Annotated in this window: 29 protein-coding genes and 1 pseudogene; 25 read left to right on the forward strand and 5 right to left on the reverse strand. The window is 70.1% G+C overall.

Features of this window, described 5'->3' with window-relative positions; translation table 11 throughout:
* Positions 1-50: 50 nt before the first annotated feature.
* Entirely contained in the window at positions 51-689 is a 639-nt protein-coding gene (locus ABZW11_RS12190; protein WP_355415491.1) for a sigma-70 family RNA polymerase sigma factor, read from the reverse strand.
* A 179-nt stretch (positions 690-868) separates the two neighbouring features.
* Between ABZW11_RS12190 and ABZW11_RS12195 the strand changes: the two genes are divergently transcribed.
* Positions 869-2,359: an antibiotic biosynthesis monooxygenase gene (locus ABZW11_RS12195; protein WP_355415493.1), complete on the forward strand. Its 1,491-nt coding sequence runs from the start codon at positions 869-871 to the stop codon at positions 2,357-2,359.
* A 34-nt stretch (positions 2,360-2,393) separates the two neighbouring features.
* On the opposite strand, the gene ABZW11_RS12200 is transcribed toward ABZW11_RS12195, so the two are convergent.
* On the reverse strand, positions 2,394-2,630 hold the full coding sequence (locus ABZW11_RS12200) for a glutaredoxin family protein (RefSeq protein ID WP_355415495.1): 237 nt from the start codon (positions 2,628-2,630) through the stop codon (positions 2,394-2,396).
* Between the two features lie 116 nt (positions 2,631-2,746).
* Between ABZW11_RS12200 and ABZW11_RS12205 the strand changes: the two genes are divergently transcribed.
* From ABZW11_RS12205 to ccsB, 13 genes are all read left to right on the forward strand, one after another.
* A complete protein-coding gene (locus tag ABZW11_RS12205) occupies positions 2,747-3,424 on the forward strand; it encodes a redox-sensing transcriptional repressor Rex (protein WP_355415497.1) in 678 nt (225 codons plus the stop codon).
* On the forward strand, positions 3,421-4,677 hold the full coding sequence (locus tag ABZW11_RS12210; protein ID WP_355415499.1) for a glutamyl-tRNA reductase: 1,257 nt from the start codon (positions 3,421-3,423) through the stop codon (positions 4,675-4,677). Before ABZW11_RS12205 ends, ABZW11_RS12210 begins: the two co-directional genes overlap by 4 nt.
* Positions 4,674-5,588, forward strand: coding sequence for a hydroxymethylbilane synthase (hemC, locus tag ABZW11_RS12215; RefSeq protein ID WP_355415501.1), 915 nt, complete (start codon positions 4,674-4,676; stop codon positions 5,586-5,588). The genes ABZW11_RS12210 and hemC overlap by 4 nt, the downstream gene beginning before the upstream one ends.
* On the forward strand, positions 5,585-7,129 hold the full coding sequence (locus ABZW11_RS12220) for a bifunctional uroporphyrinogen-III C-methyltransferase/uroporphyrinogen-III synthase (RefSeq protein WP_355415503.1): 1,545 nt from the start codon (positions 5,585-5,587) through the stop codon (positions 7,127-7,129). Before hemC ends, ABZW11_RS12220 begins: the two co-directional genes overlap by 4 nt.
* The gene (gene hemB, locus ABZW11_RS12225; protein WP_355415505.1) at positions 7,126-8,109 is read left to right on the forward strand and encodes a porphobilinogen synthase; all 984 of its coding nucleotides are present in this window, start codon (positions 7,126-7,128) and stop codon (positions 8,107-8,109) included. Before ABZW11_RS12220 ends, hemB begins: the two co-directional genes overlap by 4 nt.
* A gap of 180 nt (positions 8,110-8,289) precedes the next feature.
* Complete coding sequence (locus ABZW11_RS12230) at positions 8,290-8,919, forward strand: bifunctional DNA primase/polymerase (protein ID WP_355415507.1); 630 nt, start codon at positions 8,290-8,292, stop codon at positions 8,917-8,919.
* 51 nt (positions 8,920-8,970) lie between these two features.
* On the forward strand, positions 8,971-10,260 hold the full coding sequence (gene hemL, locus ABZW11_RS12235) for a glutamate-1-semialdehyde 2,1-aminomutase (protein ID WP_355415509.1): 1,290 nt from the start codon (positions 8,971-8,973) through the stop codon (positions 10,258-10,260).
* A gap of 241 nt (positions 10,261-10,501) precedes the next feature.
* Positions 10,502-11,422 (forward strand): LysR family transcriptional regulator, encoded by a 921-nt coding sequence (locus tag ABZW11_RS12240; protein WP_355415511.1) that lies wholly within the window; start codon positions 10,502-10,504, stop codon positions 11,420-11,422.
* A gap of 69 nt (positions 11,423-11,491) precedes the next feature.
* A complete protein-coding gene (locus ABZW11_RS12245; RefSeq protein ID WP_355415513.1) occupies positions 11,492-12,130 on the forward strand; it encodes a histidine phosphatase family protein in 639 nt (212 codons plus the stop codon).
* 71 nt (positions 12,131-12,201) lie between these two features.
* Positions 12,202-12,768 carry a TlpA disulfide reductase family protein gene (locus tag ABZW11_RS12250; RefSeq protein WP_345394325.1) on the forward strand — a complete coding sequence of 189 codons (567 nt, stop codon included), beginning with the start codon at positions 12,202-12,204 and terminating at the stop codon, positions 12,766-12,768.
* On the forward strand, positions 12,761-13,483 hold the full coding sequence (locus tag ABZW11_RS12255) for a cytochrome c biogenesis protein CcdA (RefSeq protein WP_355415516.1): 723 nt from the start codon (positions 12,761-12,763) through the stop codon (positions 13,481-13,483). The genes ABZW11_RS12250 and ABZW11_RS12255 overlap by 8 nt, the downstream gene beginning before the upstream one ends.
* The gene (locus ABZW11_RS12260; protein ID WP_355415518.1) at positions 13,483-15,042 is read left to right on the forward strand and encodes a cytochrome c biogenesis protein ResB; all 1,560 of its coding nucleotides are present in this window, start codon (positions 13,483-13,485) and stop codon (positions 15,040-15,042) included. The genes ABZW11_RS12255 and ABZW11_RS12260 overlap by 1 nt, the downstream gene beginning before the upstream one ends.
* Positions 15,032-16,048: a c-type cytochrome biogenesis protein CcsB gene (ccsB, locus tag ABZW11_RS12265; protein ID WP_355415520.1), complete on the forward strand. Its 1,017-nt coding sequence runs from the start codon at positions 15,032-15,034 to the stop codon at positions 16,046-16,048. Before ABZW11_RS12260 ends, ccsB begins: the two co-directional genes overlap by 11 nt.
* Positions 16,049-16,078: 30 nt before the next feature.
* Here ccsB and ABZW11_RS12270 read toward each other — a convergent pair whose 3' ends face one another.
* Positions 16,079-16,372, reverse strand: a complete 294-nt coding sequence (locus ABZW11_RS12270) for a PLD nuclease N-terminal domain-containing protein (protein ID WP_345394334.1) — start codon at positions 16,370-16,372, stop codon at positions 16,079-16,081.
* Positions 16,373-16,514: 142 nt separating this feature from the next.
* On the opposite strand from ABZW11_RS12270, the gene ABZW11_RS12275 reads away from it, so the two are divergent.
* Both ABZW11_RS12275 and ABZW11_RS12280 read left to right on the forward strand, forming a co-directional pair.
* Complete coding sequence (locus ABZW11_RS12275; RefSeq protein ID WP_355415522.1) at positions 16,515-17,534, forward strand: hypothetical protein; 1,020 nt, start codon at positions 16,515-16,517, stop codon at positions 17,532-17,534.
* Between the two features lie 10 nt (positions 17,535-17,544).
* Positions 17,545-17,787: a hypothetical protein gene (locus ABZW11_RS12280; RefSeq protein ID WP_345394340.1), complete on the forward strand. Its 243-nt coding sequence runs from the start codon at positions 17,545-17,547 to the stop codon at positions 17,785-17,787.
* 199 nt (positions 17,788-17,986) lie between these two features.
* Here ABZW11_RS12280 and ABZW11_RS12285 read toward each other — a convergent pair whose 3' ends face one another.
* Positions 17,987-18,208, reverse strand: a complete 222-nt coding sequence (locus ABZW11_RS12285) for a BldC family transcriptional regulator (protein WP_026214226.1) — start codon at positions 18,206-18,208, stop codon at positions 17,987-17,989.
* Positions 18,209-18,465: 257 nt separating this feature from the next.
* Here ABZW11_RS12285 and ABZW11_RS12290 point away from each other — a divergent pair, with 257 nt between their 5' ends.
* Complete coding sequence (locus ABZW11_RS12290) at positions 18,466-18,684, forward strand: DUF4229 domain-containing protein (RefSeq protein ID WP_355415525.1); 219 nt, start codon at positions 18,466-18,468, stop codon at positions 18,682-18,684.
* Here the strand turns inward: ABZW11_RS12290 and ABZW11_RS12295 are convergent.
* Positions 18,681-19,886, reverse strand: a complete 1,206-nt coding sequence (locus ABZW11_RS12295) for a hypothetical protein (protein WP_355415526.1) — start codon at positions 19,884-19,886, stop codon at positions 18,681-18,683. The two genes, ABZW11_RS12290 and ABZW11_RS12295, sit on opposite strands and share 4 nt — an antisense overlap.
* Before the next feature lie 77 nt (positions 19,887-19,963).
* Between ABZW11_RS12295 and ABZW11_RS12300 the strand changes: the two genes are divergently transcribed.
* The 8 genes and pseudogenes from ABZW11_RS12300 to ABZW11_RS12335 form a co-directional block, all read left to right on the forward strand.
* Complete coding sequence (locus ABZW11_RS12300; RefSeq protein WP_355415528.1) at positions 19,964-20,680, forward strand: demethylmenaquinone methyltransferase; 717 nt, start codon at positions 19,964-19,966, stop codon at positions 20,678-20,680.
* A 514-nt stretch (positions 20,681-21,194) separates the two neighbouring features.
* Positions 21,195-22,427 (forward strand): geranylgeranyl reductase family protein, encoded by a 1,233-nt coding sequence (locus ABZW11_RS12305; RefSeq protein WP_355415530.1) that lies wholly within the window; start codon positions 21,195-21,197, stop codon positions 22,425-22,427.
* Positions 22,428-22,491: 64 nt separating this feature from the next.
* Positions 22,492-22,887 (forward strand): NADH-quinone oxidoreductase subunit A, encoded by a 396-nt coding sequence (locus ABZW11_RS12310; protein WP_355415532.1) that lies wholly within the window; start codon positions 22,492-22,494, stop codon positions 22,885-22,887.
* A gap of 2 nt (positions 22,888-22,889) precedes the next feature.
* Positions 22,890-23,441: an NADH-quinone oxidoreductase subunit B gene (locus ABZW11_RS12315; protein ID WP_080043645.1), complete on the forward strand. Its 552-nt coding sequence runs from the start codon at positions 22,890-22,892 to the stop codon at positions 23,439-23,441.
* A gap of 86 nt (positions 23,442-23,527) precedes the next feature.
* On the forward strand, positions 23,528-24,133 hold the full coding sequence (locus ABZW11_RS12320) for an NADH-quinone oxidoreductase subunit C (protein WP_355415549.1): 606 nt from the start codon (positions 23,528-23,530) through the stop codon (positions 24,131-24,133).
* Positions 24,130-25,455 carry an NADH-quinone oxidoreductase subunit D gene (locus ABZW11_RS12325; protein WP_345394352.1) on the forward strand — a complete coding sequence of 442 codons (1,326 nt, stop codon included), beginning with the start codon at positions 24,130-24,132 and terminating at the stop codon, positions 25,453-25,455. The genes ABZW11_RS12320 and ABZW11_RS12325 overlap by 4 nt, the downstream gene beginning before the upstream one ends.
* Positions 25,452-26,108 carry an NADH-quinone oxidoreductase subunit NuoE gene (nuoE, locus tag ABZW11_RS12330; RefSeq protein ID WP_355415535.1) on the forward strand — a complete coding sequence of 219 codons (657 nt, stop codon included), beginning with the start codon at positions 25,452-25,454 and terminating at the stop codon, positions 26,106-26,108. Before ABZW11_RS12325 ends, nuoE begins: the two co-directional genes overlap by 4 nt.
* Positions 26,105-26,689 (forward strand): annotated as a pseudogene (locus ABZW11_RS12335) (NADH-quinone oxidoreductase subunit F); the annotation flags it as partial. The gene nuoE and the pseudogene ABZW11_RS12335, both read left to right, overlap by 4 nt.

Genomic DNA, 26,689 nt, shown 5'->3' on the forward strand with positions numbered 1-26,689 from the left:
CCACCGACACGGTTATGACACCTGGTCTGATGAGGGGTCGATGACGGAGGTTACGCCAGGTCGTGCTTGAGAGCCCTGGCCAGCGCGCGGACGGCACGGAACTGCAGCGCTTTGATCGCTCCACTCTTCTTCCCCATGATCAGCGCGGTTTCCGCGAGCGAGAGGCCGTGCAGGAAGCGCAGGACGACGCATTCCTGTTGTTCGGGATTGAGATCTCGTACGGCACGCAGCACCCGATCGTTGATGATGGCCGTGACCACGGCGTTCTCGGGAATGTGGGAGCCGTCGAGCGGAACGTCGATCACCTCGCCCGTGGGGATCTCCAGCCGGTAGCGCCCCGACTTGAAATGGTCGGTCACCAGGTTCCTCGCGATGGTCACGAGCCAGGCTCCGAAGTCGCGCCCCTGCCAGGTGAAGTCGCCGATCCTGCGTAGCGCGCGCAGGAAGGTCTCGCTGGTGAGGTCCTCCGCCAGCGGGTGCGAGCCCACCCGGAAGTAGATGTAGCGGTAGACCAGGTCGACGTAACGGTCGTAGAGCGTGCCAAAGGATTGCGTGCATCCGTTCTTGGCGTGCATCACCAGCGTACGGAGGTCGTCGGGCACGTCTTCGCGCACGGCGAGCTCGCCCGTCCGGGCAGGGCCGGCCACAGCTGGCGCCAGCAGCCCGGCGAACGGCGACGAGTCAGGCATCCGGTATCCCTAGGGGTAAGGGGTGCGGCGTGCTCGAACACTCTAGAAATCAACCGGAAAATCCACAATCCACGGAAGTCATGCATGACTAGGCGTAATCGGCCTATACCGTGGTGGACCGACCCGTTCCCTCTTCGGCTACCGGCTGGGAGGCATCGTCCGGCAGCATTGGAGTCACCATGGAGATCCTCGTTGCTGTCATAGCTCTCGCCGGTGCGATCCTGTCCGCGATCGCCGCGGCCGCCCTGATCCAACGCCTGCGCGACGAGCCTGAGGGGTGGTTGGTCGCCTGGACCGTTGCAGTCGCCGGGCTCTGCCTGTCACTCGCCGTGATCGCACTCGGGTCCTTCATGGGCTTCGGCTCCGTCACGTTCCGGATCTACCAGGTGACGGGATCGATGCTGGCGCCCCTGTGGCTGGCCGTCGGGCTCGTGCAGCTGCTGGCCGAGAAGGTGCCGCCGAGGTTCCTCGCGTGGCTGCTCGGCATCGCCCTGACCGTCGTCGCCACGGTCATCATGGTCTGGGACCCGCTGAAGACCGACGAGATGGGCACGTCGCTGCCCACCGCCGCGGCCCACTGGAACATCGTCCCCAACTACCTGCTCACCGGCGTCCACGCCGTCGCCGTGCTGATCATGCTGGCGATGCTGGTCGTGGCCGGGCTGCGCTGGCGCAACGGCGACGAGTACGACACCGACAACCTCCACGCCACCGTGGTCATCGTGCCGTCGGGGCTGGCGCTCGTGGGCGCGATGCGGTTCTCCGTGCCGGCCCTGTTCACCACCGCGCTGCTCGCCGTCGCGGGGGCGGCGGTCTGGTACACGGTGCTGCGGCCGCTGGCGCCGTACGAGGACGACGACGAGGACGACTTCGACGACCGCGACGACCGGCACGACCGCGACGACCGCGCGTCGCGCCGCGACGAGCGGGCCCAGCGCCGCGAGGAGTTCGCCGCGCGCCGCGCCGATCGCGCGCTGGCCGGCGAGGACGGTCCTGACGAGCGCCCAATGTTCCGCGACGAGGTGCCGGGGCACCACGGCATGCCGGAGCCGGTGCCGGCCGCCGACCTGCCGCCGCAGCCGCCGCAGCCGCCGCGCAGGTCGTCGGGGCTCGGCGACCTGGTGGCCGAATATCGTGCGGGCGACCGCGAGGTCGACTACGCCTCCCGCATGGCGCCGCCGCCGCCCGACGACGGCCCCTCCACCGGCTACATCATGAACGGCGCACCGCCCCAGCGCCCCGACTACAACCTGGCGCCGCCGGCGCCCGCCACCGGCGCGGTCTTCCCCGGCGCCGACCTCTTCTCGCCCTCCCAGCAGCAGGGCGGCTCGGGCAAGCTCTCGCCGACGATCTACGGCATGCTCACCGTCTTCACGCTCATGGACGGCGCGGGCGAGGCCTTCGACCGGCTGGCCGAGGCCACGGTTGAGGCCGTGCGCAGGGGCGAGCCGGACACGCTCGTCTACGCCTGCCACTCCGTGAAGTCGGCCCCGCTGCAGCGCATCGTCTACGAGCTCTACCGCGACGAGGTGGCCTACCGCGACCACCTGCGCCAGCCGCACGTCGAGCGGTTCGTCAACGACCGTCAGGCGATGGTGCTGGCCACCAACGTGATCGAGCTCGACGTCAACGCCGCCAAGGTGGTGCCGCTGCCCACCGTCATGTACTGAGTCGTCATGTACCGGGCCGTCATGTACCGGGCCGTCATGTAGTGAGCGCCGCGCGCAGCCTCGCTTCGTCGACCCGCCAGAAGTCGTGCTGCACGCCGTCGATCAGCGTGACCGGGATCATCTCCCAGTATTTCTCCTTGAGCTCGTCGGAGGAGTCGATGCTGACCTCCTCCCACGGGACGCCGAGCTCGCCCGCGACCCTGGCGATGATCTCGCGGGCGTCGTCACAGAGGTGACAGCCGGGTTTGCCGAGCAAGGTGATGCGGTGCATGACGCAACCGTACCCCTGCTGACTTTGTGCATCGGTTCACAAAGGGATTAACCTGAAAGACGGCCCCATTCCGATCACGCGGTCCCCAAGCCGCCCGTTCCCTGGAGCACCGGCACGTGAAGAGCCCGTCCCAGCCCCGTGACCGCGGCATCCCCGAGGCGACGGTCGCCAGGCTCCCCCTTTACCTCAGGGCGCTGCACGGGATGGCCGAGCGGGGCATCGCCACCGTCAGCTCGGAAGACCTGGCGGGCGCGGCAGGGGTCAACTCCGCCAAGCTCCGCAAGGACCTCTCGCATCTCGGCTCCTACGGCACCCGCGGCGTAGGCTATGAGGTCGAATACCTCGTCTATCAGATCTCCCGTGAGCTCGGTCTGACCCAAGACTGGGCCGTCGCGATCGTCGGAGTCGGCAACCTCGGCCGCGCGCTCGCCAACTACGGCGGTTTCGTCTCCCGGGGCTTCCGGGTCGCGGCGCTCATCGACGCCGACCCCGAAATCGTGGGCGACACCATCGCGGGGTTGAATGTTGAACACATCGACGAACTGGAAGCCGTGATCAAACGGCGTGGAGTCTCGATCGTGGTACTGGCGATACCGGCGGCAGCGGCGCAGCAAGTGTGCGATCGCGTGGTCGCCGTGGGCGTGACCAGCATCCTCAATTTCGCGCCGGTCGTACTCTCCGTGCCGGAAAGCGTCGATGTCCGTAAAGTCGACCTATCAATCGAACTGCAGATTCTCGCGTTCCACGAGCAACGCAAGGCTGGGGGGCCACTCATGGCGGTGGACGGTCAATGAGTGTTCTGGCTGTCGGGCTCAGCCACCGGACCGCACCGGTGGGCCTGCTCGAGCGCGTTTCCGTCACCGGCGACGCCCTCGTCAAGCTCCTGCACGACGTTCAGCACGATCCGTGCGTGGCGGAGGCCATGGTGGTCTCGACCTGCAACAGGGTCGAGGTCTACGTCACGGTCGACCGCTTCCACGCGGCCGTCACGTCGATCAGCGAGCTGCTCGGCGTGCACTCGGGCGTCCCGGTGGACGAGCTCATCCCGCACCTCTACGTCCACTACGAGGAGCGGGCGGTCGAGCACCTGTTCTCCGTCGTGTGCGGCCTCGACTCCATGGTCGTCGGCGAGCAGCAGATACTCGGGCAGGTCCGCCAGGCGCTCAAGCTGGCCCAGCGCCAGGGCACGGTCGGCGCCACGCTCAACGACCTGGTGCAGCAGGCGCTGCGGGTGGGCAAGCGCGCCCACCACGACACCGGCATCGACAAGCACGGCGCCTCCCTCGTCACCGCCGGGCTGGCGCTGGCGGGCGAGCTGCCGGGGCGGCGGGCGCTGGTGATCGGCGCCGGCTCCATGAGCTCGCTGGCCGCCGCGACGCTGTCGCGCGCCGGGGTGACCGACATCGTCGTGGCCAACCGCACGTACGAGCGGGGCGCCAGGCTCGCCGCCACCGTCGGCGGCCGGGCGGTCGCGTTCGCCGCCGTGCCGGAAGAGGTGGCCGCGGCCGACATCGTGATCACCTGCACCGGCGCGGGCCGGCACATCGTCACGCCGGATATGCTGGGCGAACCGGTGTTCCTGCTGGACCTGGCGCTGCCGCACGACATCGACCCTGCCGTGCGCGGGGTGCCGGGTGTCACGCTGGTCGACCTGGAGACCATCCAGGAGTCCGGCATCGGCTCCCGCGAGGGCGACGCGGTGCCCACCGTGCGCCGTCTGGTGGCCGAGGAGCTGCGCGCCTACCTCGACGCCGAGCGGGCCGCCAGGGTCACGCCGACCGTGGTGGCGCTGCGCAGCAAGGCGGCCGGCGTCGTCGAGTCGGAGCTGGGCCGCCTGCTGATGCGGGTGCCCGACCTCGACGAGCGGGCGCGCGACGAGGTCGCCATGACCGTCCAGCGGGTGGTGGACAAACTGCTCCACGAGCCGACTGTGCGTGTCAAGCAGCTCGCCACCTGCCCAGGAGGCGATCATTATGCGGAAGCTCTGCGCGAGTTGTTCAACCTGGATCCGAAGATGCCCGAGGCCGTGAGGGAGGTGGAGCTGTGACGAGACACGCTCTGCGGCTCGGCACCCGGCGCAGCCTTCTCGCGACCACGCAGTCCCAGATGGTGGCCGACGCCTACACCGAGCGCACCGGGAGGCCCGTCGAGCTGGTCGGCATCACCACGTACGGCGACGTCACCAAGGCCCATCTGGCGCAGCTCGGCGGCACCGGCGTGTTCGTCAGCGCGCTGCGCGACGAGCTGCTCGACGGCGAGATCGACTTCGCCGTCCACTCGCTGAAGGACCTGCCGACCACCCAGGACCCGCGCTTCACGCTGGCCGCGCTGCCGCCCCGCCACGACCACCGCGACGCGCTCGTCGGCCTGCACAAGTTCGCCGACCTCGCGCCCGGCGCCAGGGTCGGCACCGGCTCGCCGCGCCGCGTCGCCATGCTCAGCGCCCTGCGTCCCGACCTCGAGTACGTGCCGATCCGCGGCAACGCCGACACGCGCATCGGCAAGGTCACCTCGGGCGAGCTCGACGCGGTCGTGCTCGCCGCCGCCGGGCTGGGCAGGATCGGCAGGGACGCCGAGATCGCGCAGATCTTCGAGACCGACGAGCTGCTGCCCGCCCCGGGCCAGGGCGCGCTGGCCGTGGAGTGCCGCACCGACAGGACCGACATCGTCGAGGCCCTGTCCGTGCTCGACGACCCCGCCACCCGCACGGCCGTGACCGCGGAACGCGCGCTGCTCAACGCCCTCGAAGCCGGATGCTCGGCTCCGGTGGGTGCTTTCGCGTTCGATGACGGGCACACTCTGAACCTGACCGCTGTTGTCGTCTCCATCGACGGCCGCGAAGCGGTCCGCAAGTCCGCCGCCGGCTCTCCTTCGGAGGCAGCGAACCTGGGCCGCCTCCTCGCGGCCGAGATGATCGCCGAAGGGGCCGACAGATTGATGGGGGAGCATTCCCATTGAGCTCCGATAGTCCGACCTCCGGTTTCGTCGCGTTCGTGGGCGCGGGTCCCGGCGATCCCAACCTGCTCACGCTCCGCGCCGCCGAGCTGCTCGGCAAGGCCGACGCGGTGGTGCTCGACGCCGAGACCCAGACCCCGCTGCTGCACCACTGCCGCGAGGGCGTCGAGGTCGCCGAGGGCGACTTCGTGCAGCGCGCCGCGCGCGGCCAGCTCGTGGTGCGCCTGTGCGCGGGCGACCCCATGCTGTTCTCCTCGATCAGCGAGGAGGTCGCGGCGTGCGTCGCCGCGGAGGTGGACTTCGAGATCGTCCCCGGCGTGCCGCCCGCGACCGCCGTGCTCACCTACGCCGGCATCCCGCCGGCGAGCGCCGTGCCCGAGTTCAGGGTCGTCGACGCCGCCCAGGAGCAGGACTGGTCCGTGCACGCCGGTTGCAAGGGCACGCTGGTCATCTACAACGGCGTCGCCGACGCGGTGCCCATCGGCAAGGCGCTGATCTCCGGCGGCAAGCCCGACACCACGCCCGTCGCGGTCAGCAGCGGCGGCACCACCACCGAGCAGTACACCGTGGTGTCCACGCTGGGCCGGCTGCAGGCCGACCTCAAGCACGCCGGGCTCACCGAGCCCGCGCTGATCGTGGTCGGCGAGGCCGTCGCGCAGCGCGACAAGCTGTCGTGGTTCGAGACCAAGCCGCTGTTCGGCTGGCGGGTGCTCGTCCCGCGGACGAAGGAGCAGTCGCGCAGCCTGTCCGAGCAGCTCGTGTCCTACGGCGCGGTGCCCGAGGAGGTGCCGACCATCTCGGTCGAGCCGCCGCGCACCCCGCAGCAGATGGACCGCGCGATCAAGGGCCTGGTGACGGGCCGCTATGAGTGGGTGGCCTTCACCAGCGCCAACGCCGTCAAGGCCGTCCGCGAGAAGTTCGAGGAGTACGGACTCGACGCCCGCGCCTTCGCCGGCCTCAAGGTGGCGGCGGTGGGCGAGGCCACCTCGCGGGCGCTGGTCGAGTTCGGGGTCAAGCCCGACCTGCTGCCGTCGGGCGAGCAGTCGTCGGAGGGGCTGGTGGCCGAGTGGCCGCCGTACGACTCCATGCTCGACCCGATCAACCGGGTGCTGCTGCCCAGGGCCGACATCTCCACCGACACGCTGGTGGCCGGGCTCACCGAGCTGGGCTGGGAGTGCGACGACGTCACCGCCTACCGCACGGTGCGCGCCGCGCCGCCGCCCGCGCCGATCCGCGAGGCCATCAAGGGCGGCGGCTTCGACGCCGTGCTCTTCACCTCGTCCTCGACCGTGCGCAACCTCGTGGGCATCGCCGGCAAGCCCCACAACGTCACCGTGATCGCGGTCATCGGGCCGCAGACGGCCAAGACGGCCGAGGAGTTCGGGCTCCGGGTCGACGTCATGGCCGACAAGCCATCCGCCTCCGCCTTGGCCGCCGCGGTGGCCGAGTTCGGGGCCAAGCAGCGCCAGGCGGCGCTGGCGGCCGGCGACACGCCGCGCCGTCCCTCACAGAACCGCCGTGGCGCGAGGAGGAGAGCCAGATGAGCGCGCAGTACCCCGTCGCCCGCCCGCGCAGGCTCCGCAACAACGCGGCCATGCGCCGGATGGTGTCGGGCACCAGGCTCGACCCGGCGGAGCTGATCCTGCCGATGTTCGCCAAGGAGGACATCTCGGAGCCGCAGCCGGTGGCCTCGATGCCGGGCGTCTTCCAGCACACCCGCGACTCGCTGCGCAAGGCCGCCCGCGAGGCCGCCGAGGCCGGCGTGGGCGGCGTCATCCTGTTCGGCGTCCCGGCGGTGAAGGACGCGCGCGGCTCGGCCGCCGACGACCCCGACGGCGTGCTCCAGGTGGCGCTGCGCGACGTGGTGTCGGAGGTCGGCGACGCGCTCGTGGTCATGGCCGACACCTGCCTCGACGAGTTCACCGACCACGGCCACTGCGGCATCCTCACGCCGTCTGGCGAGGTCGACAACGACGCCACCCTTGAGCGGTACGCCTCCGTCGCGGTCGCCCAGGCCGAGGCCGGCTCCCAGATGGTGGCGCCGAGCGGCATGATGGACGGTCAGGTGGGCGCCATCAGGAGCGCGCTCGACCAGGCGGGCCACGCCGGCGTGCCGATCCTCTCCTACTCCGTCAAATACGCCTCCGCCTTCTACGGCCCGTTCCGCGACGCCGCCGAGTGCGCGCCGCAGTTCGGCGACCGCAGCACCCACCAGCAGGATCCGGCGGGGCCGCTGGAGGAGGCGCTGCGCGAGGTCAGGCTCGACCTGGCCGAGGGGGCCGACGCCGTCATGGTCAAGCCCGCGGGGGCCTACCTCGACGTCATCGGCCGCGTCCGCGCCGAGGTGGACGTGCCGGTGGCCGCCTACCAGGTCAGCGGCGAATACGCGATGATCGAGGCCGCCGCCGCCAACGGCTGGATCGACCGCGAGCGGACGATCAACGAGTCGCTGGTCGCGATCAAGCGCGCGGGGGCCGACATGATCCTCACGTACTGGGCGACGGAAGTGGCGCGCACGCTCTAACCAAGGGGTTTCCCGTCAACTGCTGGGGCCTGTGGGTTAGAGTTGCATGAAAGTGCTGGTGTGTCCCGCGTGTGATGCAGGCGCAAGACCTTTGCTGCCCTGCGGGAGGCCGCCGACAGCGGCCCACCTACCACCCGGATCCGGGACCTCCTCAGGCGCTGTGACTCGACGGGAGACACCATGGTGGGGGTACCACTGGCTCGGCGTACCAAAAAGCGGTCCCGGCCGACGCGCATCGAGACCGTGCTCGAATACGCCGCCCTGGGCTGGCCCGTCGTGCCCGGCGCCTTCCCGCTGCGCCAGGGGCCGCGTGCGTGCTCCTGTGACCGGCTCGGCTGTCCCGACCCCGGCGCCCATCCGCTCTCGCCCGCCTGGCACATGCAGGCCACGACCGACGCGGCCCAGCTCACGCGCTGGTGGCAGGCCGAGCCCGAGGCCAATGTGATCCTCCCCACGGGCCGCGTGTTCGACGTCTTCGACGTACCGCTCGCCGCCGGCCTGTCCGCGCTCACCCGCATCGACGCCGCCGGGGCGCACCCGGGCCCGGTCGCCGCCAACGGCGACCGGGTCTTGTTTTATGTCGCCACCCGCGGCAACCCCGAGGACGAGGACGAGTGGTGGTCCTGCCAGCTCGACTGCGACCCGGCCACCATCGACGACACGCCGGGGCTGCGCTGGCACTGCCGCGACAGCTACGTCCTCGCGCCGCCCTCGGCGATGCCCGGTGGTCAGGCCGTCTCCTGGCTGCGCCCGCCCGACGGCAGGCCGCTGCCCGACCCGCTGCGCATCCTCGAATGGCTCGCCGACTGAGCCGCGTGCCCGCCCGGGGAACCGGCCGCACCTGCGGCTAACCTGGGTCGGGTGAGCCGTACACGTAACTCCGAAGACCTGTTCGCCCGCGCCCGCGACGTCGTGCCGGGAGGCGTCAACTCCCCGGTGCGCGCGTTCGGAGCGGTGGGTGGCACCCCGCGCTTCATGGTCTCGGGGCAGGGCCCCTACATCACCGACGCCGACGGCAACCGCTACGTCGACCTCATCTGCTCCTGGGGGCCGATGATCCTGGGACACCGCCACCCGGCCGTCGTCGAGGCCGTGTCCGGCGCGGTGGCGGGCGGCTTCTCCTACGGCACGGCCACGCCGGGCGAGGTCGAGCTGGCCGAGGAGATCGTGGCGCGCATCGCGCCGGTCGAGAAGGTACGCCTGGTCAGCTCGGGCACCGAGGCGACGATGAGCGCGGTACGCCTGGCCAGGGGCTTCACCGGCCGGTCCAAGGTGATCAAGTTCGCCGGCTGCTACCACGGCCACGTCGACGCGCTGCTGGCGTCGGCGGGGTCGGGGGTGGCGACGTTCGGGCTGCCCGACACGCCGGGCGTCACGGGGGCGTCGGCGGCCGACACGATCGTGCTGCCGTACAACGACGTCGCGGCCGTCGAGGCGGCGTTCGCGGCGGCCGAGATCGCGTGTGTGATCACCGAGGCGTGCCCGGCGAACATGGGCGTCGTCCCGCCGCGCGACGGCTTCAACGCGCGCCTGCGCGAGCTGTGCACGGCCAACGGCGCGCTGCTCATCGTGGACGAGGTGCTGACCGGCTTCCGCGTCTCGCGCGCCGGCTGGTACGGCATCGAGCCGGTCGACGCCGACCTGATGACGTTCGGCAAGGTCATGGGCGGCGGGCTGCCGGCGGCGGCGTTCGGCGGCCGGGCGGACGTCATGGCCCACCTGGCGCCCGAGGGGCCCGTCTACCAGGCGGGCACGCTGTCGGGCAACCCGCTGGCCTGCGCCGCGGGCCTGGCCACGCTGCGGAGCCTGGACGACGAGGCGTACCGCCGGCTGGACGCCGCGGCCACTCTGGTGGGCGACACCGCCTCGGAGGCGCTGCGCGCGGCGGGGGTGCCGCACCGGCTGCAGCGGGCGGGCAACCTGTTCTCGATCTTCTTCACCGACGCCGAGGTGACGAACTTCGACGAGGCGCGGGGGCAGAACACCGCCGCGTACACGGCGTTCTTCCACAGCATGCTCGACCAGGGGGTCTACCTGCCGCCTTCGGCGTATGAGGCGTGGTTCCTGTCGGCCTCCCACGACGACGAGGCGCTGGGCCGCGTCACGGAGGCGCTCCCAGCGGCCGCGAAGGCGGCCGCCGCGGTGCTGTGACGGGGGGAGTAGGAGCGAAGGGGGCGGTCCGGGTGGCCGCCCCTCGTCAAGCGCGGCTCAGCGGCTCGGCTTCTGGTAGCGGATGCGCTGGTCGCGGGCCTGCTCGGCGAGCACCTTGAGGTACGACAGGGAGCCGGTCTGCTGCTTCTTCTGCTTCAGGATTCTCATGCAACCATTTTCATCCGCTACACAATGAACCACAAGCGAGACTTTCTACGATAAACGGTTTAGAGTGGCTTACATGTTGGACCTGAACCGGCTCAAAGCCCTTCACGCCGTCCACGTCTACGGTTCGGTCGGAGCGGCGGCCGAAGCCCTCATGGTCACCCCGTCGGCGGTCAGCCAGCAGATCGCCAAGCTGGAGCGCGAGACCGGCGCCAGGCTCATGGAGCGCTACGGCCGCGGCGTGCGGCTGACGGACGCGGCGGGGCTGCTCGCCGAGCACGCGGAGCGCATCCTCGCCCTGGTCGAGACCGCGGAGGCCGACTTCGAGGCGCTGCGCGGCGAGGTCGTCGGCCGGCTCAACGTCGGGGCCTTCCCCACCGCCGCCCGCGGCCTCATGCCCCACGCGCTCGTCTCCCTCAAGGGCCGCCACCCCGACCTGTGGGTGCAGCTCAGCGAGCGCGAGCCGGAGCGGGTGGCCCGCGAGGTGGCAAGGGGCGAGCTGGACCTCGGCGTCGTCCAGGACTGGCTGACCCGCCCGATGGCGCTGCCCGACGGCCTGTCCAAGGCCACGCTGCTCGACGACGTGGCCGACGTGGCCGTGCCCGCCGGCCATCCGCTGGCGGGCGAGCGCGAGATCGAGCTGGCCGCGCTGCACGGCGAGCAGTGGATCAGCGGGTCGCCCGGCACGGTCTGCCACGACTGGCTGGTGTTCACGCTGCGCAGCGCCTCGCTGGAGCCGGTGATCGCGTGCTGGGCCGACGAATACCCGACCCAGCTCGCGCTCGTGGCCGCCGGGCTCGGCTGCGCGATCGTGCCCAGGCTCGGGCGCGACTGCGTGCCGGACAGCGTACGGCTGGTGCCGCTGCTCCCGCGCCAGTCGCGGCGCATCTACGCGATCTGGCGCGCCGACGCCGCCCGCCGTCCCGCGATCAGGGCCATGGTGGACGCGCTGACGGAGACGAGCAAGACCCAGGAGAACGCCTGGGCCGTGCAGTGATCCAGCGGTGCCGTGTCGCAGCGGGCCCTCGCCTGGGCTTCGCGGCCGAGCGGATAGGCTGGCCCCACCATGGCTGAAACCACCGTCGTCCACCTGCTGCGCCACGGTGAGGTGCACAACCCCCAAGGCGTCCTCTACGGCAGGCTGCCCGGCTACCACCTGTCGGAGACGGGCCGGCTCATGGCCGAGACGGTCGCCAAGGCCGTCGGCGGCCGCGACATCGTCGCCCTCTACAGCTCGCCGCTGGAGCGCGCCATCGAGACGGCGACCCCGCTGGCGGACAAGCTGGGCCTGGAGATCGTCCAGGACGAGCGCCTGATCGAGGCGGGCAACCTGCTGGAGGGCCGCATGGTCGGGCAGGGCCTCGGCGTGCTGCGCAACCCGCGCAACTACCGCTATTTCTGGAACCCGCTGCGGCCGTCCTGGGGCGAGCCCTACCCGGTCATCGTCAAGCGGATGAAGTCGATCATCGACGACGCCAGGGCGGCGGCGCGGGGCCACGAGGCGGTGCTGGTCAGCCACCAGCTGCCGATCTGGGCCATCCGCTCGGCCGCCGAGGGCCGCAGGCTCTGGCACGACCCGCGCCGCCGCCAGTGCGCGCTGGCCAGCCTCACCACCCTCACCTTCGACGGCGATCGGCTCGTCAGCATCGGCTACAGCGAGCCCGCCGGGTCGCTGCAGACGGGGCCGTCGATCCCCGGGGCCTGATGTCCGGGCCGCACGGGCACCCCGGTAGAGTTGCAAGCTCTACCGGTTGTAGTACAAGGAGATCTTCCTCCGTGCGCGCCAACTCCATCTCCCTCCTTCTCCTGGTCGCGCTGGTCGCGGGCTGCGCCGGCAACCAGGGCGGCCAGCCGCAGGCCGGCGACACCCGCTTCGTCGCGGGCGACGGGAAGATGCAGGTGTTCGAGGCGGGCGAGCGCAAACCCGCGCCGGCCGTCGAGGGCCCGACCCTCGACGGTGCCACCGCGTCCCTGGCCGCGCACAAGGGCAAGGTCGTCGTGCTCAACTTCTGGGCCTCGTGGTGCGGCCCCTGCCGGGCCGAGGCGCCCGTGCTCAAGGAGGTCTGGGCCAAGACCAAGGACTCCGGCGTGCAGTTCCTCGGCGTCGACTTCAAGGACCGCCAGGCCGACGCCAAGGCGTTCGAGCGCACCGAGCAGACCGGCTACCCGCACATCTTCGACCAGCCCGGCAAGGTCGCGCTGGCCTTCCAGGGCACCGTGCCGCCCGCCGCCATCCCGTCCACGCTGGTCATCGACAAGCAGGGCCGCATCGCGGCCAGGGCGCTCGGCGCGGTCAAGTACACCGACCTGATGAACACGGTGACCAAGGTGCGCGATGAGTGACGTCGTCGCCTCGGGCTCGCTGCTGCTGGCCGTGCCGATCGCGGTGCTGGCGGGGGTGGTGTCGTTCCTGTCGCCGTGCGTGCTGCCGCTGGTGCCCGGCTACCTGTCCTACGTGACGGGCATGAGCGCCGACCCCAAGCGGGGGCGGCTGGTGCTCGGCACCGCGCTGTTCGTGGCCGGGTTCGGGCTGGTGTTCGTGCTCAGCGGGGCGCTGTTCGGCGGCATCGGCTCGGTCGTGCTGGGCAACGCCGAGATCATCACGCGGGTGCTCGGCGTGCTCACCATCGTGCTCGGGCTGGCCTTCCTCGGCCTGCTGCCCGGCCTCATGCGCGACGTGCGCATCCACCGCATGCCGGCCGCAGGGCTCGCCGGCGCGCCGCTGCTCGGCGTGGTGTTCGGGCTGGGCTGGACCCCGTGCATCGGGCCCACGCTGGCCGTCGTGCTCACGCTCGGGCTCAACGAGGGCAGCGCGGGGCGTGGCGCGCTGCTGGCCGTCGCCTACGCGCTCGGCCTCGGCCTGCCCTTCATCGGCGCCGCGCTGGCCTACAGCCGCGCGCTGCGCACGTTCCGCGCCATCCGCAAGCACTCGCGCCTGATCACCCGGGTCGGCGGCGGCATGATGGTGGCCGTCGGCGTGCTGCTCGTGACCGGGCTCTGGGGAGAGATGATCGCGGCCATGCAAGGACTGATCGGCGCGTTCGAGCCGGTGATCTGATGAGCGTCAAGGAGCTGGAGAAGGAGCAGACGCCGGAGCAGGCGTCGTTCGGGCTGGTGGCCTGGTTGCGCTGGGCGTGGCGCACGCTCACCTCGATGCGGACGGCGCTGATCCTGCTCTTCCTGCTCGCGCTCGGCTCGGTGCCCGGCTCGCTGGTGCCGCAGCGCGGCGTCGAGCCCGACAAGGTCGCCAGACTGTACGAGCAGAGCCCCGCCCTCGCCGAGTGGTACGACAGGTTCCAGCTCTTCGAGGTCTTCACCTCCACCTGGTTCGCGGCCATCTACCTGCTGCTGTTCACCTCGCTGATCGGCTGCATCATCCCGCGCACCACGGTCTACCTGCGCGAGCTGCGCCGCAAGCCGCCCGCCGCGCCGAAGAACCTGTCCCGCCTGCCTCACCACGCCGTCTTCGAGAGCGACCTGGGCGTCGAGCGGGCCGCGGCCCGGCTGCGCAAGCGGCGCTTCCGCGTGGTCACCGGCGACGGCTGGGTGTCGGCGGAGAAGGGCTACCTGCGCGAGACGGGCAACCTGTTCTTCCACATCGCGCTGGTCGGCATCCTGCTCGCCATCGGCGCGGGCTCGCTGTACGGCTACCGCGGCAACGTGCTGGTCGTCGAGGGCGACGGGTTCGCCAACACGGTGGCCGCCTACGACCGGTTCATCCCCGGCAGCAGGGTCTCCGCCGAGTCCCTCGAGCCGTTCAGCTTCCAGCTCACCGACTTCAACGTGGCCTACCAGGTCACTGGCGACAAGCGCGGCCAGGCGCTCGACTACTCCGCGCACCTCAAGGTCAACGAGTCGCCGGCGGCGCCGGCCCGTGACTACGAGCTCAAGGTCAACGAACCGCTGGAGATCGACGGCACGCAGACCTACCTCATCGGCAACGGCTACGCGCCCGTCTTCAAGGTCACCGACGGCAAGGGCCAGGTGGCCTTCGAGGGGCCGGTGCCCTGCCTGATCGAGGACAAGGCGTCCATGACCTCGGGCTGCGTGGTCAAGGCGCCCGACGCGCAGCCGTCCCAGCTGGGGTTCCTGCTGCGCTTCCTGCCCACCAGCGTGCCGCTGACCGACGGCACCCACGCCTCGGCCTTCCCCGGCGAGCTCAACCCCGAGGTGCAGATACTCGGCGCCTTCTCCGGCGACCTCGGCCTGCGCTCCGGCAAGCCGCAGTCGGTCTACGAGCTGGCAGAGCCCGAGGTGATGCGCAAGCTCAAGCCGGTGCTCATGGGCACCGACGCGCCCAAGCCGCTGGCCGTGGGGCAGTCGGTCGATCTGCCCGGCGGGCTCGGCACGATCGAGTTCACCGGCGTCAAGCAGTGGATCACGCTGCAGATGGCGCACGACCCAGGGCGCTTCCCCGCGCTGCTGGCCGCCGCCACGGCGGTGGTCGCCATCGCGCTCTCGCTCATGATCCGCCGCCGCCGGGTGTTCGTCCGCGTCGCGCAGGGGCGGGTCGAGGTGGGTGGGCTGACCCGCACAGAGGGCTCCGCGACGGGCTTCGCCGAGGAGTTCGCCGACATCGTGAAGGTTCTATCAGCAGGAGAGAAAGATGTCCGCTGAGCAACTCGCCGAGCTGAGCGACCTTTTCGTCGTCGCAGCCGTGCTGCTCTACGTCGTCGCCATGCTCGGCTTCGCCATCGAGCTGGCCTTCGGGCGGTTGCGGGGCGGGAAGGCCGCCGAGCGGCGGCAGGCCGAGGCCAGGCAGCCGGTCGCCGTCGGGGCGGGCGCCGCCGGTGCGGTCTCCGAGATCGTGGAGAGCGACGCCGAGGCGGCCGCTTCCGGCGCTGAGACGCCCGCTGCGGGCGCGACGGCGGACGCCCCGGCACCCATACCGGTCTCGCCCGTCGCCGCCCGTGCCGGGACGGTGGCGCTCGTGCTCGCCTGGATCGGCTGGGCCGCCAACCTCGCCGCCATCGTCGCCCGCGGCCTGGCCGTCGATCGGTGGCCGTGGGGCAACATGTACGAGTTCGTGGTGGCCATCTGCTTCGCCGCCGTGACCGCGTTCCTCGCCACCCAGCTCCGCCACAACGTGCGCTTCCTGGGCGCGTTCGTCATGGTGACCGCCGCGCTGGGGCTCGGGCTCGCGGTCAAGGTGTTCTACACCGCGGCCGGTCCCGTGGTGCCGGCGCTCGACTCGTACTGGATCGCGATCCACGTCACGGCCGCGATCATCGCGAGCGGCCTGTTCACGCTGGCCGGCGTCTCGGGCGTGCTCTACCTGCTGCGCGGCGACGGGGTGTCGCGCCTGCCCTCGCGCGAGGTGCTGGAGAAGGCGGCGCACCGGGCGATCGTCTTCGCCTTCCCGGTGTGGACGTTCGCCGTCATCGCGGGCGCCCTGTGGGCGGACCGGGCGTGGGGCCGTTATTGGGGCTGGGACCCCAAGGAGGTCTGGTCGTTCATCACGTGGGTGGCCTACGCCGCCTACCTGCACGCCAAGGCGACGGCCGGCTGGCGGGGCAGGGCGGCGATGATCGTGCAGCTCGTGGCGTTCGGCTGCCTGCTGTTCAACCTGATCGGGGTCAACATCTTCATCGACGGGCTGCACAGCTACGCCGACGTGGACTGATCCCAAGCCTTCATCAGAGGGGCTCGCCGATCAGGCCACGTCGTCGCCGCGCATCCGCCGTTCGAGGTCGCGCAGGAACTCGGGGTCGTCGTCGGGCCCCTTCGGCGCGCCCGGGCCGGGGGTGACGGGACGGGCCGCGCGCGGCGCGCGCGGACGGCCGCGCGCCATCCACACCAGCCCGCCGAGCAGCGGGATGAGCACCACGACGAGGATCCAGAGTGCTTTTGGTACGTTCCTGACCTCGTCTTCCGGCGTGGTGACGACGTCGAACAGTGAGAAGAGCCAGAAGGCCAGCAGCGCCAGGCCGATAACAACACCTGCCATGCCCCGAACTGTAAGCCATGTTGAGACGTGATCGTGCTGCCTGATGTCCCATTTCGGGTGACTAGCGGAAGATCCGCGTCGTACCGTGGAAGCCGATGCGGCGGTGTCCACGGGGCTCCGAGGGGCGTTGATGAGAGGTGCGATGGCCTTTTCTCACGACAAGAGTCCCGGCGACCGAGGCCGGCATCGGCGCGGACGATGGTGGCGGCGCGGGTCCTATCTGTTCTCCCGGCGCAGCGAGGCGCCTCCCGACGCCGACCGGTCGATCTGGCGTAACGCCCGCGAGCGGGCCCAGGACAGGCGCGCGCGGCGCAAGGAGCTGAAGAGCGCGGAGCGCGGCCGCGAGGCCCGTGACGGCGAGCTGAGAACCGAGCGGCCGTCCTGGCCGGGCGCCGACGCCCCGCACAGCTCGGCCGCCTGGGACGCCTTCGCGGTACGCGAACACGGCGAGCGGCTGCCCGCGGCCGTCGTCGTCGACCGCCCCCGCTACACCTGGTACGACTTCGAGCTGTCCGACCAGCCGCTCAGAGCCCGCCCCAACCGCCCCGACCAGCCCTCGCTGGGCGACGGCCTGCGGCACTGCGGCGCGCTGGAGAAGATCCTGCACCGCCAGTGGGACTCCAGGTACGGTCCGCCACCGGCCGAGGTGATCCGCGCGGTCGAGAGCCTGGCCAGACTGCCCGACCGGCTCAAGGAGCTGCTCGCCGAGGGCCTGGAGGGCATCTACGTCGGCCCGGGCGGCGTCCCCGACCTCGACGACATGGGCTACTTACGCGGGGCCCCGCTGCCGTCGGGGCGCGCGACCTGGGACATCTGCGCGGGCGCGTACGGCGACAAGAAGATCGTCGTCGGTGACCGGCCCTCGCCCACTCCTGACGTGATGATGCACGAGGTGGGCCACGCGATCGACGACGTGGACTCCGCGTACGGCGAATGGGTCTCCGACTCGGCGGAGTTCGTCCGGCTCTACGAGGCCGCGCTGCCGCTGCTGACCTCGACCTTCCACCGGCAGGGAGGCGGGCTCGGCCGCAAGGAGTTCTTCGCCGACGCCTTCGCCGCCATCGCCTCCCGCCAGCGTCCCGCCCTCGTGGACATGCTCGGTGGCGACACGCGGATGGCGCTCGACATCATGCTGTTCTTCAACCGGCGCTACGGAATCTAGGTGATCGGCCATGTACGTCATCCGGCTCGCGGACGGGACGTTGCGCGTACCGCAGAGCCTGACCAGTCCTGACGGGCGTCTGATCGGCAACGCGTACGTGGAGGTCCAGCCCGGTGATCCCGACTACGAGCAGTGGCTGCCGGAGTCGCTGACCGAGGAGGAGGCAGAGCTGCGCCGCCGGCGCTGGGAGGAGGAGAACGACGACCTGGAGCGCGAGTTCCTGGCTTTCAAGGCGCGGCAGGAGGACGCCTGAGCACACCGCGGCGAAGGGGCGCCCGCGGGGGTACGGACAGGCGCCAGCCACGGTCGGCGGTTGGCGCCGCCCAGTGCTTCCCCATACGGAAGTGTCGGCAGGAAAGCACGCGAACAGTGGGCTCCGCCAGCGGTGATCCTGGCGGGATGGACCACATGTGTAGCGGTCCATCATGCAGGATCACCGACTTGACGGAACGTCAGACGCGCGGGGACTCACCTGCTGGCCTGTCGGCCGTGAGAACGTCCTCGCCTCGGAGAAGGGCGTGGACTTCCGACTCGCGGAAGCGCCGGTGCCCTCCGGGGGTGCGGATACTGCTGATGCGGCCTGCCGCTGCCCAGCGTGTAACCGTCTTTGGGTCTACCCGGAAGAGGGCGGCAACCTCTCCTGGGGTCAGCAGACGCTCGCTGCTACTCTCCACCAATCTCTCCCCCTCGCATCCCGCTTCCTGCCAGCGGGCGGACAGGTAACCAGTGTGTCGAGCGAAGCCTGATTTATCCGTGGTTTTCGACAAAGATCACGGGTTGTTATCAGCTGACTGCCCGATTGTTATATGATAGAGCCTCTTTGGGGCTCTCGTGGGTGTTTCTTTACGAAACTCCCTAACTGGGAACAGTAGCAGTGCTCGCGTCCCGTGCGAAGAGCGAGCGCCGCACAGGTCCGAGTAACCTCGAAGCCGTGCATCCCGTTCTCGTTTACACCGCGTCGCGGATCGGCCTGTTTGCCGTGACCTTGCTTGTGCTCTGGCTGCTCGGCCTGACAAACCCGCTCGCGCTGATCATCGCCTCATTCGTGATCAGCGGCATAGCGAGCTACGTGCTGCTGTCGAAGCAGCGCGATGCCATGAGCGAACGCCTCAGCGCAAGGATCGACCACCCGAAGCCGCAGGACGACTAGGGCAGGGGGAACATGCCAATCCGGGCATGGTACTCCCGTCCGAGTCCCGTTGTGTCGCTACCCACAAGTAGTCCGGTGCTGTGGGCGTAAAACGCCTTCACACCGATGCCGCGCTCCCGCGTGGGATTCCAACTCAGGGCCTTTCCGGTACGCGGATGAATGGCCCCGATCCCCGGTCGCGACACCGCTCCCGGGCCGGCCGAGTCGCGGCCCCGCGGATTGTCCAGCCAGCGCTGGTGCCCGCCCACATAGACGGCGGCGCCGGTCACCGCGACCGAGTACAGCGAATCGCCGCCCGTGGCGTTGACCCAGGTGGGCTTGACGGCCGAGCCCTTCGCGTACGTCTCGAAGCGCGCTGCTGTGTCACATATCCCGCCCTTTGGCCCGCCTGTGGTGACGATCACGAAATAGCGGCCGTCGGGGGAGAAGTCGAGACCCCGTACATACGAGGGAAAGGCGGTGGCGCAGCGGCGCGCGTACGTGTCGGTGCGCCAGGCGGCGACCCGCGCGGCGGTGCGGCTGATGTCGATCAGCCCGACCTGGGGCCGCGCATGGCCGTCGAGCGTGGTGAACGTGCCGTCCACCAGCAGCCTGTCGCGGGTGACGGCCAGCGCGTGCACCTTCACCCGCGCCGTCAGCGGGTTGTCCGGCGTGATCGCGAAGCCCGGGTCGGCCGCGCCGGTGGCGGCGTCGAGCCTGGCCAGGGCGGTGCGCGGGCTGACGAAGTCGCCGCCCACGTAGAGCTGGGAGCCCTGCCTGGCCAGCGTGCTCACCATGCCGCCGCCGATGCGCGGCTCGAAGCCGGGCACCAGGGCGCCGTCGGCGACCCGCAGCTTCGCCAGGCCGCGGGCGCGCTGGTGGTCGACGCCGTGGAACTCGCCGCCGACGTAGACGGTGCCGCCGTCGCCGGGCGCGAGGCCGTACACGGGGCCCGCCACGCTGGGCGCGAAGTCCCGCAGGATCCGGCCGGTGTGCAGGTCGTAGGCGAACAGGTTGGCGCGCGGGAGCACCGTGCTGCGGCCGGCGTCGCTCACTTCGCTGAACGAGCCGCCGACCACGACGGTGCGCCCCACGACCGTGATCGCGTTGACGATGCCGTCGAGCACATGGGGAGTGGTGTCGATCGGGTCGGCCGACACGACGCGCGCGTGCGCGACGGGGGACGAGGTGATGATCGCCGCAAGGGCGACACGGGCAAACATTCGCCCATATCTAGCAGACGTACGGTAATCAAGTTGCTACTTTCCGTTGAATATCCTGATGGCCATAGGGTGTGGGCATGACGCGCGCTCAGTTGGACAAGAGGCCGGACGAGGTCGCCGCGATGTTCGATCGCACCGCCCGGCGTTACGACCTGGTGAATGACGTGATCTCCCTCGGGCAGGTCAGGGCCTGGCGCAAGGCGGTGGCCGCCGCCGTCGACGCCGGCCCCGGTGAGCTGGTGCTCGACCTCGGCGCCGGCACGGGCACGTCGACCGACGCGTTCACCACGCTGGGCGCGCGGGCGATCGCCTCCGACTTCTCGCTCGGCATGCTGAGCACCGGCGTGCGGCGGCACGGCGGCAACGCGCTGTCGGGTCCCGGGGTGCCGTTCATCGCGGGTGACGCGCTGCGGCTGCCGTTCGCCGACGACGCCTTCGACGCGGTGACGATCTCGGTGGCGCTGCGCAACGTGCACGACACCGGGCAGGCGCTGCGCGAGATGCTGCGGGTGACCAGGCCGGGCGGCCGGCTGGTGATCCTCGAGTTCTCCCACGTCACGGTGAGCGGCTTCGACCTGGTCTACCGCGAATATCTGATGCGGCTGCTGCCCAAGGTGGCCAAGGTCTTCGGCTCCAACGACGACTCCTACGAATACCTCGCCGAGTCGATCCGCGACTGGCCCGACCAGCGCACGCTGGCCGGCGTGATCCAGGACGCCGGCTGGGAGCGGGTGGCCTGGCGCAACCTCACCATGGGCATCGTGGCGATGCACCGGGGATTCAAGCCCGCCTGACTCGCCCGTCGCGGCAATCATTTTCGCCATCGGCTCGCGTCCGGCGAAAACCTCATTTCCGTCCCGGCCGTTTTGCTCGCCTGGGCCGCACCCGTGGACGTTCCGGGTGCGGCCCAGCGGCATTTCCGGCGCGATTAACGAATGAGATTTCGGCCCTCGCACAAGGGGTGGATGCCTGCGCGAGAGTCTCAGGACGGCATCGCTCACGGGCCGCCCCAGGCCGCCGGGGGCTTGACTGCTAGCGTGACGATCATGACTGCGCTGCCCCAGGCGACACGCCGTCCCCTTCGATCACAGAACAGCCCCCCGACTGCCACTATGTACACGAAAAGCAGTAGACTGCGGGCCGGTAAGCTTGTGAAGGGGTTCACAAAGGAACGAAGGCGCGCCACCCCACGGCCTTCGAGCGTGTGTAGGGACAGGACAGTCCAGTGACCGTGCCAACAGCCACCCACCGAGCGCAGGAGCTCGCCGCGAGTGCGCGCAATCATCGAGCGGTGAAGCGGGCGCGATCATGAGCGATGCCGATGTCATCGTCGTCGGCGCCGGCCCCGCCGGCTCCGCCACCGCCTGGTACCTCGCGCAGGCCGGTCTCGACGTGCTGCTCCTGGAGAAGACCAGGTTCCCCCGCGAGAAGGTCTGCGGCGACGGCCTGACCCCGCGCGCCGTCAAGCAGCTCCAGAACATGAGCGTCGACATCGACGCGCCCGGCTGGATCAGGAACAAGGGCCTGCGCGTCGTCGGCGGCGGCCTGCGCTTCGAGCTCGACTGGCCGCAGCTGGAGCGCTTCCCCGACTTCGGGCTCGTCCGCACCCGGCAGGACTTCGACCAGATCGTCGCCGCCAACGCGGTCAAGAACGGCGTACGCCTGATGGAGGGCGTCACCGTCACGGGCCCCGTCCTCGACGACCGCAGCGGCCACATCGTCGGCGTCACCACCAAGGACGGCCGGGAGTTCCGCAGCCCGGTGGTCGTCGCCGCCGACGGCAACAGCACCCGCCTGGCCCTCGGCATGGGCCTGCACAAGCGCGAGGACCGCCCGATGGGCGTGGCCGTGCGCACCTACTTCGAGAGCCCGCGCCACGACGACGACTACCTCGAGACCTGGCTTGAGCTCTGGGACGGCGACACACTGCTGCCCGGCTACGGCTGGGTGTTCGGCGTCGGCGACGGCACCTCCAACGTCGGGCTCGGGCTGCTCAACACCAGCGCCCAGTTCAAGAACATCGACTACCGCGACCTGCTGCGCCGCTGGTGCCGGTCGATGCCTGAGGAGTGGGGCTTCACCGAGGAGAACATGACGGGCCCGATCCGCGGCGCCGCGCTCCCGATGGCGTTCAACCGCCAGCCCCACTACACCCGCGGTCTGATGCTCGTGGGAGACTCGGGCGGGTCGATCAACCCGTTCAACGGCGAGGGCATCGCCTACGCCATGGAGACCGGCGAGATCGCCGCCGAGATCATCGCGAAGGCCCTCAGGGAGACCACCCCCGCCCAGCGGGAGCGGACCCTGCGGACCTATCCTCGGGTGCTGAAGGACGCCTACGGGGGTTACTTCACACTCGGCAGATGGTTCGTCGAAGCCATCGGCAAGCCCGGTGTGATGAGCTTCGGCACCAGGCACGGACTGCCTCACCCGAGGCTGATGCGCTTCGCGCTCAAACTCCTTGGTAATCTCACCGACCGGCGAGGCGATGCGTCGGACATGATCATCAACGCACTCTCGAAGGTCGCGCCACCAGCATGAATCTCAGAATCACCAGATCCCGCTGCGCGCCCGCGCGCGCGGCGACTCCAGAGGAGGCGTAGCGATGGACCTTTACGTGCCCATCCTGGTGCTCGCCGTAATCGCGGGGGGCTTCGCGATCTTCTCGGTCGCCATCGCTCCCTTCACCGGTCCCAAGCGCTGGAACCGCGCCAAGCTCGACGCCTACGAATGCGGCATCGAGCCGACGCCCCAGCCGGTCGGCGGCGGGCGGTTCCCGCTCAAGTACATGGTCACGGCGATGCTCTTCATCGTCTTCGACATCGAGATCATCTTCCTTTACCCGTGGGCCGTCTCGTTCGCTCCGCAGACGGACGACCTCGGCCGCGTGGCCACCTCGGGACTCGGCCTGTTCGCGCTCGTCGAGATGCTGCTGTTCATCGTCACCGTGCTCGTCGCCTACGCGTACGTGTGGCGCCGCAAGGGTCTGGACTGGGACTGAAAATGGGACTTGAAGAGAAACTCCCCAGCGGGTTCATCCTCAGCACGGTCGAAGCGGCCGCCGGATGGGCGCGTAAGAACTCCGTGTGGCCGGCCACGTTCGGTCTCGCCTGTTGCGCCATCGAACTGATGGCCACCGGTGGCCCCCACTACGACCTGGCGCGCTTCGGTATGGAGCGCGCTTCGGCGTCTCCCCGCCAGGCCGACCTCATGATCGTGGCCGGCCGCGTGTCGCAGAAGATGGCGCCCGTGCTGCGCCAGATCTACGACCAGATGGCCGAGCCGAAGTGGGTCATCTCCATGGGCGTGTGCGCCTCCAGCGGCGGCATGTTCAACAACTACGCCATCGTGCAGGGCGTCGACCACGTCGTGCCGGTCGACATCTACCTGCCCGGCTGCCCGCCGCGGCCCGAGATGCTCATCGACGCCATCGTCAAGCTGCACGACAAGATCCAGAACATGAAGTTCGGCGCTCACCGCGCCAAGCAGATCGAGGAGCTCGAGCTGCAGGCGCTGCGCACGCTGCCGCTGATCGACCAGGGAGCCTCGAAGTGACCTCGCCCGACAACCTCCCCGAGGTCCCGGACGCACAGGCCCCCGAGACGCCGGCGGCGCAGGAGGCGCCGGTCGCCCGTCGGGGCATGTTCGGCGCCCAGGACTCGGGTGACACCTCCGGCTACGGCGGCCTCGTCGTCCGCCGGCCGCCGCAGATCTCGACGCCGCGCCCGTACGGGAGCTACTTCGACGAGGTCGTCGACGCGCTGGCACTCGACGACGCCATCGAGCGCGTGGTCGTCGACCGCGGCGAGCTGACCCTGCACGTCAAGCGGGAGCGGCTGGTCGAGGTCTGCCAGAAGCTGCGCGACGACCCCGCCCTGCGCTTCGAGCTCTCGCTCGGCGTGTCGGGCGTGCACTACCCGCACCTTGAGGGCGAGGAGCTGCACGCGGTCATCCACCTGTGCTCGATCACCCACAACCGGCGGGTGCGGGTGGAGGCGAGCTGCCCCGACAGCGACCCGCACATTCCATCGACGGTCAGCGTTTACCCTGGTCACGACTGGCATGAGCGCGAGACGTACGACTTCTTCGGGATCGTCTTCGACGGTCACCCCGGGCTCACCCGGATCATGATGCCGGACGACTGGGACGGTCACCCCCAGCGGAAGGACTACCCGCTCGGCGGCATCCCGGTCGAATACCGCGGCGCCACCATCCCGTCGCCCGACCAGAGGAGGAGCTACTCATGAGCACCGCTTATGACGAGGCGACCGAGGGCAAGGTCTATTCGGTCAACGGGGCCGACTGGGACCAGGTCGTCTCCGGCGTGCGCGAGTCGGAAGAAGAGCGCCTGGTCGTCAACATGGGCCCGCAGCACCCGTCCACGCACGGCGTGCTCCGGCTGGTGCTGACGCTCGACGGCGAGACGGTGACCGAGGCCCGCGGCGTCATCGGCTACCTGCACACCGGCATCGAGAAGAACATGGAATATCGGACGTGGACCCAGGGCACCACGTTCGTGACCCGCATGGACTATCTCTCGCCGATCTTCAACGAGACCGCCTACTGCCTCGGCGTGGAGAAGCTGCTCGGCATCGAGGACCGCATCCCCGACAGGGCGCAGGCGATCCGCGTGATGATGATGGAGCTCAACCGCATCGCCTCGCACCTGGTGGCGATGGGCACGTTCGGCATGGAGCTGGGCGCGACGACGCCGTTCCTCTTCGGGTACCGCGATCGTGAAATGATCATGGACCTGTTCGAGTACATCACCGGCCTGCGCATGAACCACGCCTACATCAGGCCGGGCGGCGTGAGCGTCGACCTGCCGGCCGGCGCGGTCGACAAGGTCGGCGAGTTCCTCAAGGAGATGCCCAAGCGGATCAAGGACATCCGCAAGCTCCTCGACGAGAACCCGGTCTACGTGCGCCGCACCCAGGACGTCGCCTACCTCGACCTGACCGGCTGCATGGCGCTCGGCGTCACCGGCCCGATCCTGCGGGCCGCCGGCCTGCCGTGGGACCTGCGCAAGTCGCAGCCCTACTGCGGTTACGAGACCTACGAGTTCGACGTCGCCACCGAGCGCGGCTGCGACGTCTACTCGCGCTACCTCGTCCGCATGAAGGAGATGGAGGAGTCGCTCAAGATCGTCGAGCAGGCTCTGGATCGCATCGCGGGGCCGCTCAAGGGCGACCCGGTGATGATCGAGGACAAGAAGATCGGCTGGCCCGCGCAGCTCGCGCTCGGCCCCGACGGGTTCGGCAACTCGCCCGACCACATCGCCCACATCATGGGCACCTCGATGGAGGCCCTCATCCACCACTTCAAGCTGGTGACCGAGGGCTTCAGGGTGCCGGCCGGGCAGGCGTACGCCAGCATCGAGTCGCCCAAGGGCGAGCTCGGCGCGCACGTGGTCAGCGACGGCGGCACCAGGCCCTACCGCGTGCACTTCCGCGAGCCGTCCTTCTGCAACCTGCAGAGCTTCCCCGCCATGGCGGAGGGCGGCCAGGTCGCGGACGTGATCGCCGCGGTCGCTTCTATCGACCCCGTCATGGGAGGTGTGGACCGGTGACTTATTCACCGGAAATCCGTGAGCGTCTGGAGCGGGACGCCAAGGAGATCATCGGGCGCTACCCCAAGACCCGCTCCGCCCTGCTGCCGCTGCTCCACCTCGTGCAGTCCGAAGACGGCTACGTCTCCGACGACGGGCAGGAGTTCTGCGCCGAGATGCTCGGCATCAGCAAGGCCGAGGTCACCGGCGTCGCGACCTTCTACACGATGTACAAGCGCAAGCCGGCCGGCGACTATCACGTCGGCGTGTGCATCAACGCGCTGTGCGCGGTGATGGGCGGCGACGAGATCTGGGAGCAGCTGTCGGAGCACGTCGGCGTCGGTCACGACGAGGCGACTCCCGACGGCAAGATCTCGCTGGAGCGCCTCGAGTGCAACGCGGCCTGCGACTTCGCGCCGGTCATGATGGTCAACTGGGAGTTCTTCGACAACCAGACGCCCGAGTCGGCCAAGCAGCTCGTCGACGACCTGCGCGACGGCAAGGACGTGCGGCCCACGCGCGGCCCCAAGCGGCTGTGCACCTTCAAGGAGGCCTCGCGGGTGCTCGCCGGGCTGCCCGACGACCTCGCGGGCGACGGCCCGTCGGCCGCGGGACCCTCGCTCGAGGGCCTGAAGGTGGCCAAGGCCAAGGGATGGAAGGCCCCCGAAGCATGACGACGACTTTGACACCCGTCCTGACCGCCAATTGGGACCAGCCCAACTCCTTCACCCTCGACGTCTACGGTGCGTACGAGGCGGCGAAGAAGGCGCTCGGCATGGACCCCGACGCCGTCATCCAGGCCGTCAAGGACTCCGGGTTGCGCGGCCGTGGCGGCGCGGGCTTCCCCACCGGCATGAAGTGGGGCTTCATCCCGCAGGGCGACGGCAAGCCGCACTATCTCGTCGTCAACGCCGACGAGTCGGAGCCGGGCACCTGCAAGGACATCCCGCTGATGATGGCCAACCCGCACGCGCTGGTCGAGGGCATCATCATCACCTCCTACGCGATCCGCGCCAACCACGCCTTCATCTACGTGCGCGGTGAGGTGCTGCACGTGATCAGGCGGCTGCACGCGGCCGTGCGGGAGGCGTACGAGAAGGGCTTCCTCGGCACCGACATCTTCGGCTCCGGCTATGACCTGGAGCTGGTCGTGCACAGCGGCGCGGGCGCCTACATCTGCGGCGAGGAGACGGCGCTGCTGGACTCGCTCGAAGGCTACAGAGGTCAACCCCGGCTCAAGCCCCCGTTCCCCGCC

This window comes from Nonomuraea sp. NPDC004580, assembly GCF_040609855.1.
GTDB classification, from domain to species: Bacteria; Actinomycetota; Actinomycetes; order Streptosporangiales; family Streptosporangiaceae; genus Nonomuraea; species Nonomuraea salmonea.

Bases quoted from the DNA above. Each gene is read 5' to 3' on its own strand.
- ABZW11_RS12320 (WP_355415549.1), top strand. From the start codon at position 23,528: ATGTTCGGCGCCCAGGACTCGGGTGACACCTCCGGCTACGGCGGCCTC.
- ABZW11_RS12230 (WP_355415507.1), top strand. From the start codon at position 8,290: ATGGTGGGGGTACCACTGGCTCGGCGTACCAAAAAGCGGTCCCGGCCG.
- ABZW11_RS12325 (WP_345394352.1), top strand. From the start codon at position 24,130: ATGAGCACCGCTTATGACGAGGCGACCGAGGGCAAGGTCTATTCGGTC.
- ABZW11_RS12295 (WP_355415526.1), bottom strand. From the start codon at position 19,886: ATGTTTGCCCGTGTCGCCCTTGCGGCGATCATCACCTCGTCCCCCGTC.
- ABZW11_RS12240 (WP_355415511.1), top strand. From the start codon at position 10,502: ATGTTGGACCTGAACCGGCTCAAAGCCCTTCACGCCGTCCACGTCTAC.
- ABZW11_RS12195 (WP_355415493.1), top strand. From the start codon at position 869: ATGGAGATCCTCGTTGCTGTCATAGCTCTCGCCGGTGCGATCCTGTCC.
- ABZW11_RS12280 (WP_345394340.1), top strand. From the start codon at position 17,545: ATGTACGTCATCCGGCTCGCGGACGGGACGTTGCGCGTACCGCAGAGC.
- ABZW11_RS12210 (WP_355415499.1), top strand. From the start codon at position 3,421: ATGAGTGTTCTGGCTGTCGGGCTCAGCCACCGGACCGCACCGGTGGGC.
- ABZW11_RS12255 (WP_355415516.1), top strand. From the start codon at position 12,761: ATGAGTGACGTCGTCGCCTCGGGCTCGCTGCTGCTGGCCGTGCCGATC.
- hemB (WP_355415505.1), top strand. From the start codon at position 7,126: ATGAGCGCGCAGTACCCCGTCGCCCGCCCGCGCAGGCTCCGCAACAAC.
- ABZW11_RS12260 (WP_355415518.1), top strand. From the start codon at position 13,483: ATGAGCGTCAAGGAGCTGGAGAAGGAGCAGACGCCGGAGCAGGCGTCG.
- ABZW11_RS12275 (WP_355415522.1), top strand. From the start codon at position 16,515: ATGGCCTTTTCTCACGACAAGAGTCCCGGCGACCGAGGCCGGCATCGG.
- ABZW11_RS12300 (WP_355415528.1), top strand. From the start codon at position 19,964: ATGACGCGCGCTCAGTTGGACAAGAGGCCGGACGAGGTCGCCGCGATG.
- ccsB (WP_355415520.1), top strand. From the start codon at position 15,032: ATGTCCGCTGAGCAACTCGCCGAGCTGAGCGACCTTTTCGTCGTCGCA.
- ABZW11_RS12305 (WP_355415530.1), top strand. From the start codon at position 21,195: ATGAGCGATGCCGATGTCATCGTCGTCGGCGCCGGCCCCGCCGGCTCC.
- ABZW11_RS12310 (WP_355415532.1), top strand. From the start codon at position 22,492: ATGGACCTTTACGTGCCCATCCTGGTGCTCGCCGTAATCGCGGGGGGC.
- ABZW11_RS12200 (WP_355415495.1), bottom strand. From the start codon at position 2,630: ATGCACCGCATCACCTTGCTCGGCAAACCCGGCTGTCACCTCTGTGAC.
- ABZW11_RS12190 (WP_355415491.1), bottom strand. From the start codon at position 689: ATGCCTGACTCGTCGCCGTTCGCCGGGCTGCTGGCGCCAGCTGTGGCC.
- ABZW11_RS12270 (WP_345394334.1), bottom strand. From the start codon at position 16,372: ATGGCAGGTGTTGTTATCGGCCTGGCGCTGCTGGCCTTCTGGCTCTTC.
- ABZW11_RS12245 (WP_355415513.1), top strand. From the start codon at position 11,492: ATGGCTGAAACCACCGTCGTCCACCTGCTGCGCCACGGTGAGGTGCAC.
- ABZW11_RS12315 (WP_080043645.1), top strand. From the start codon at position 22,890: ATGGGACTTGAAGAGAAACTCCCCAGCGGGTTCATCCTCAGCACGGTC.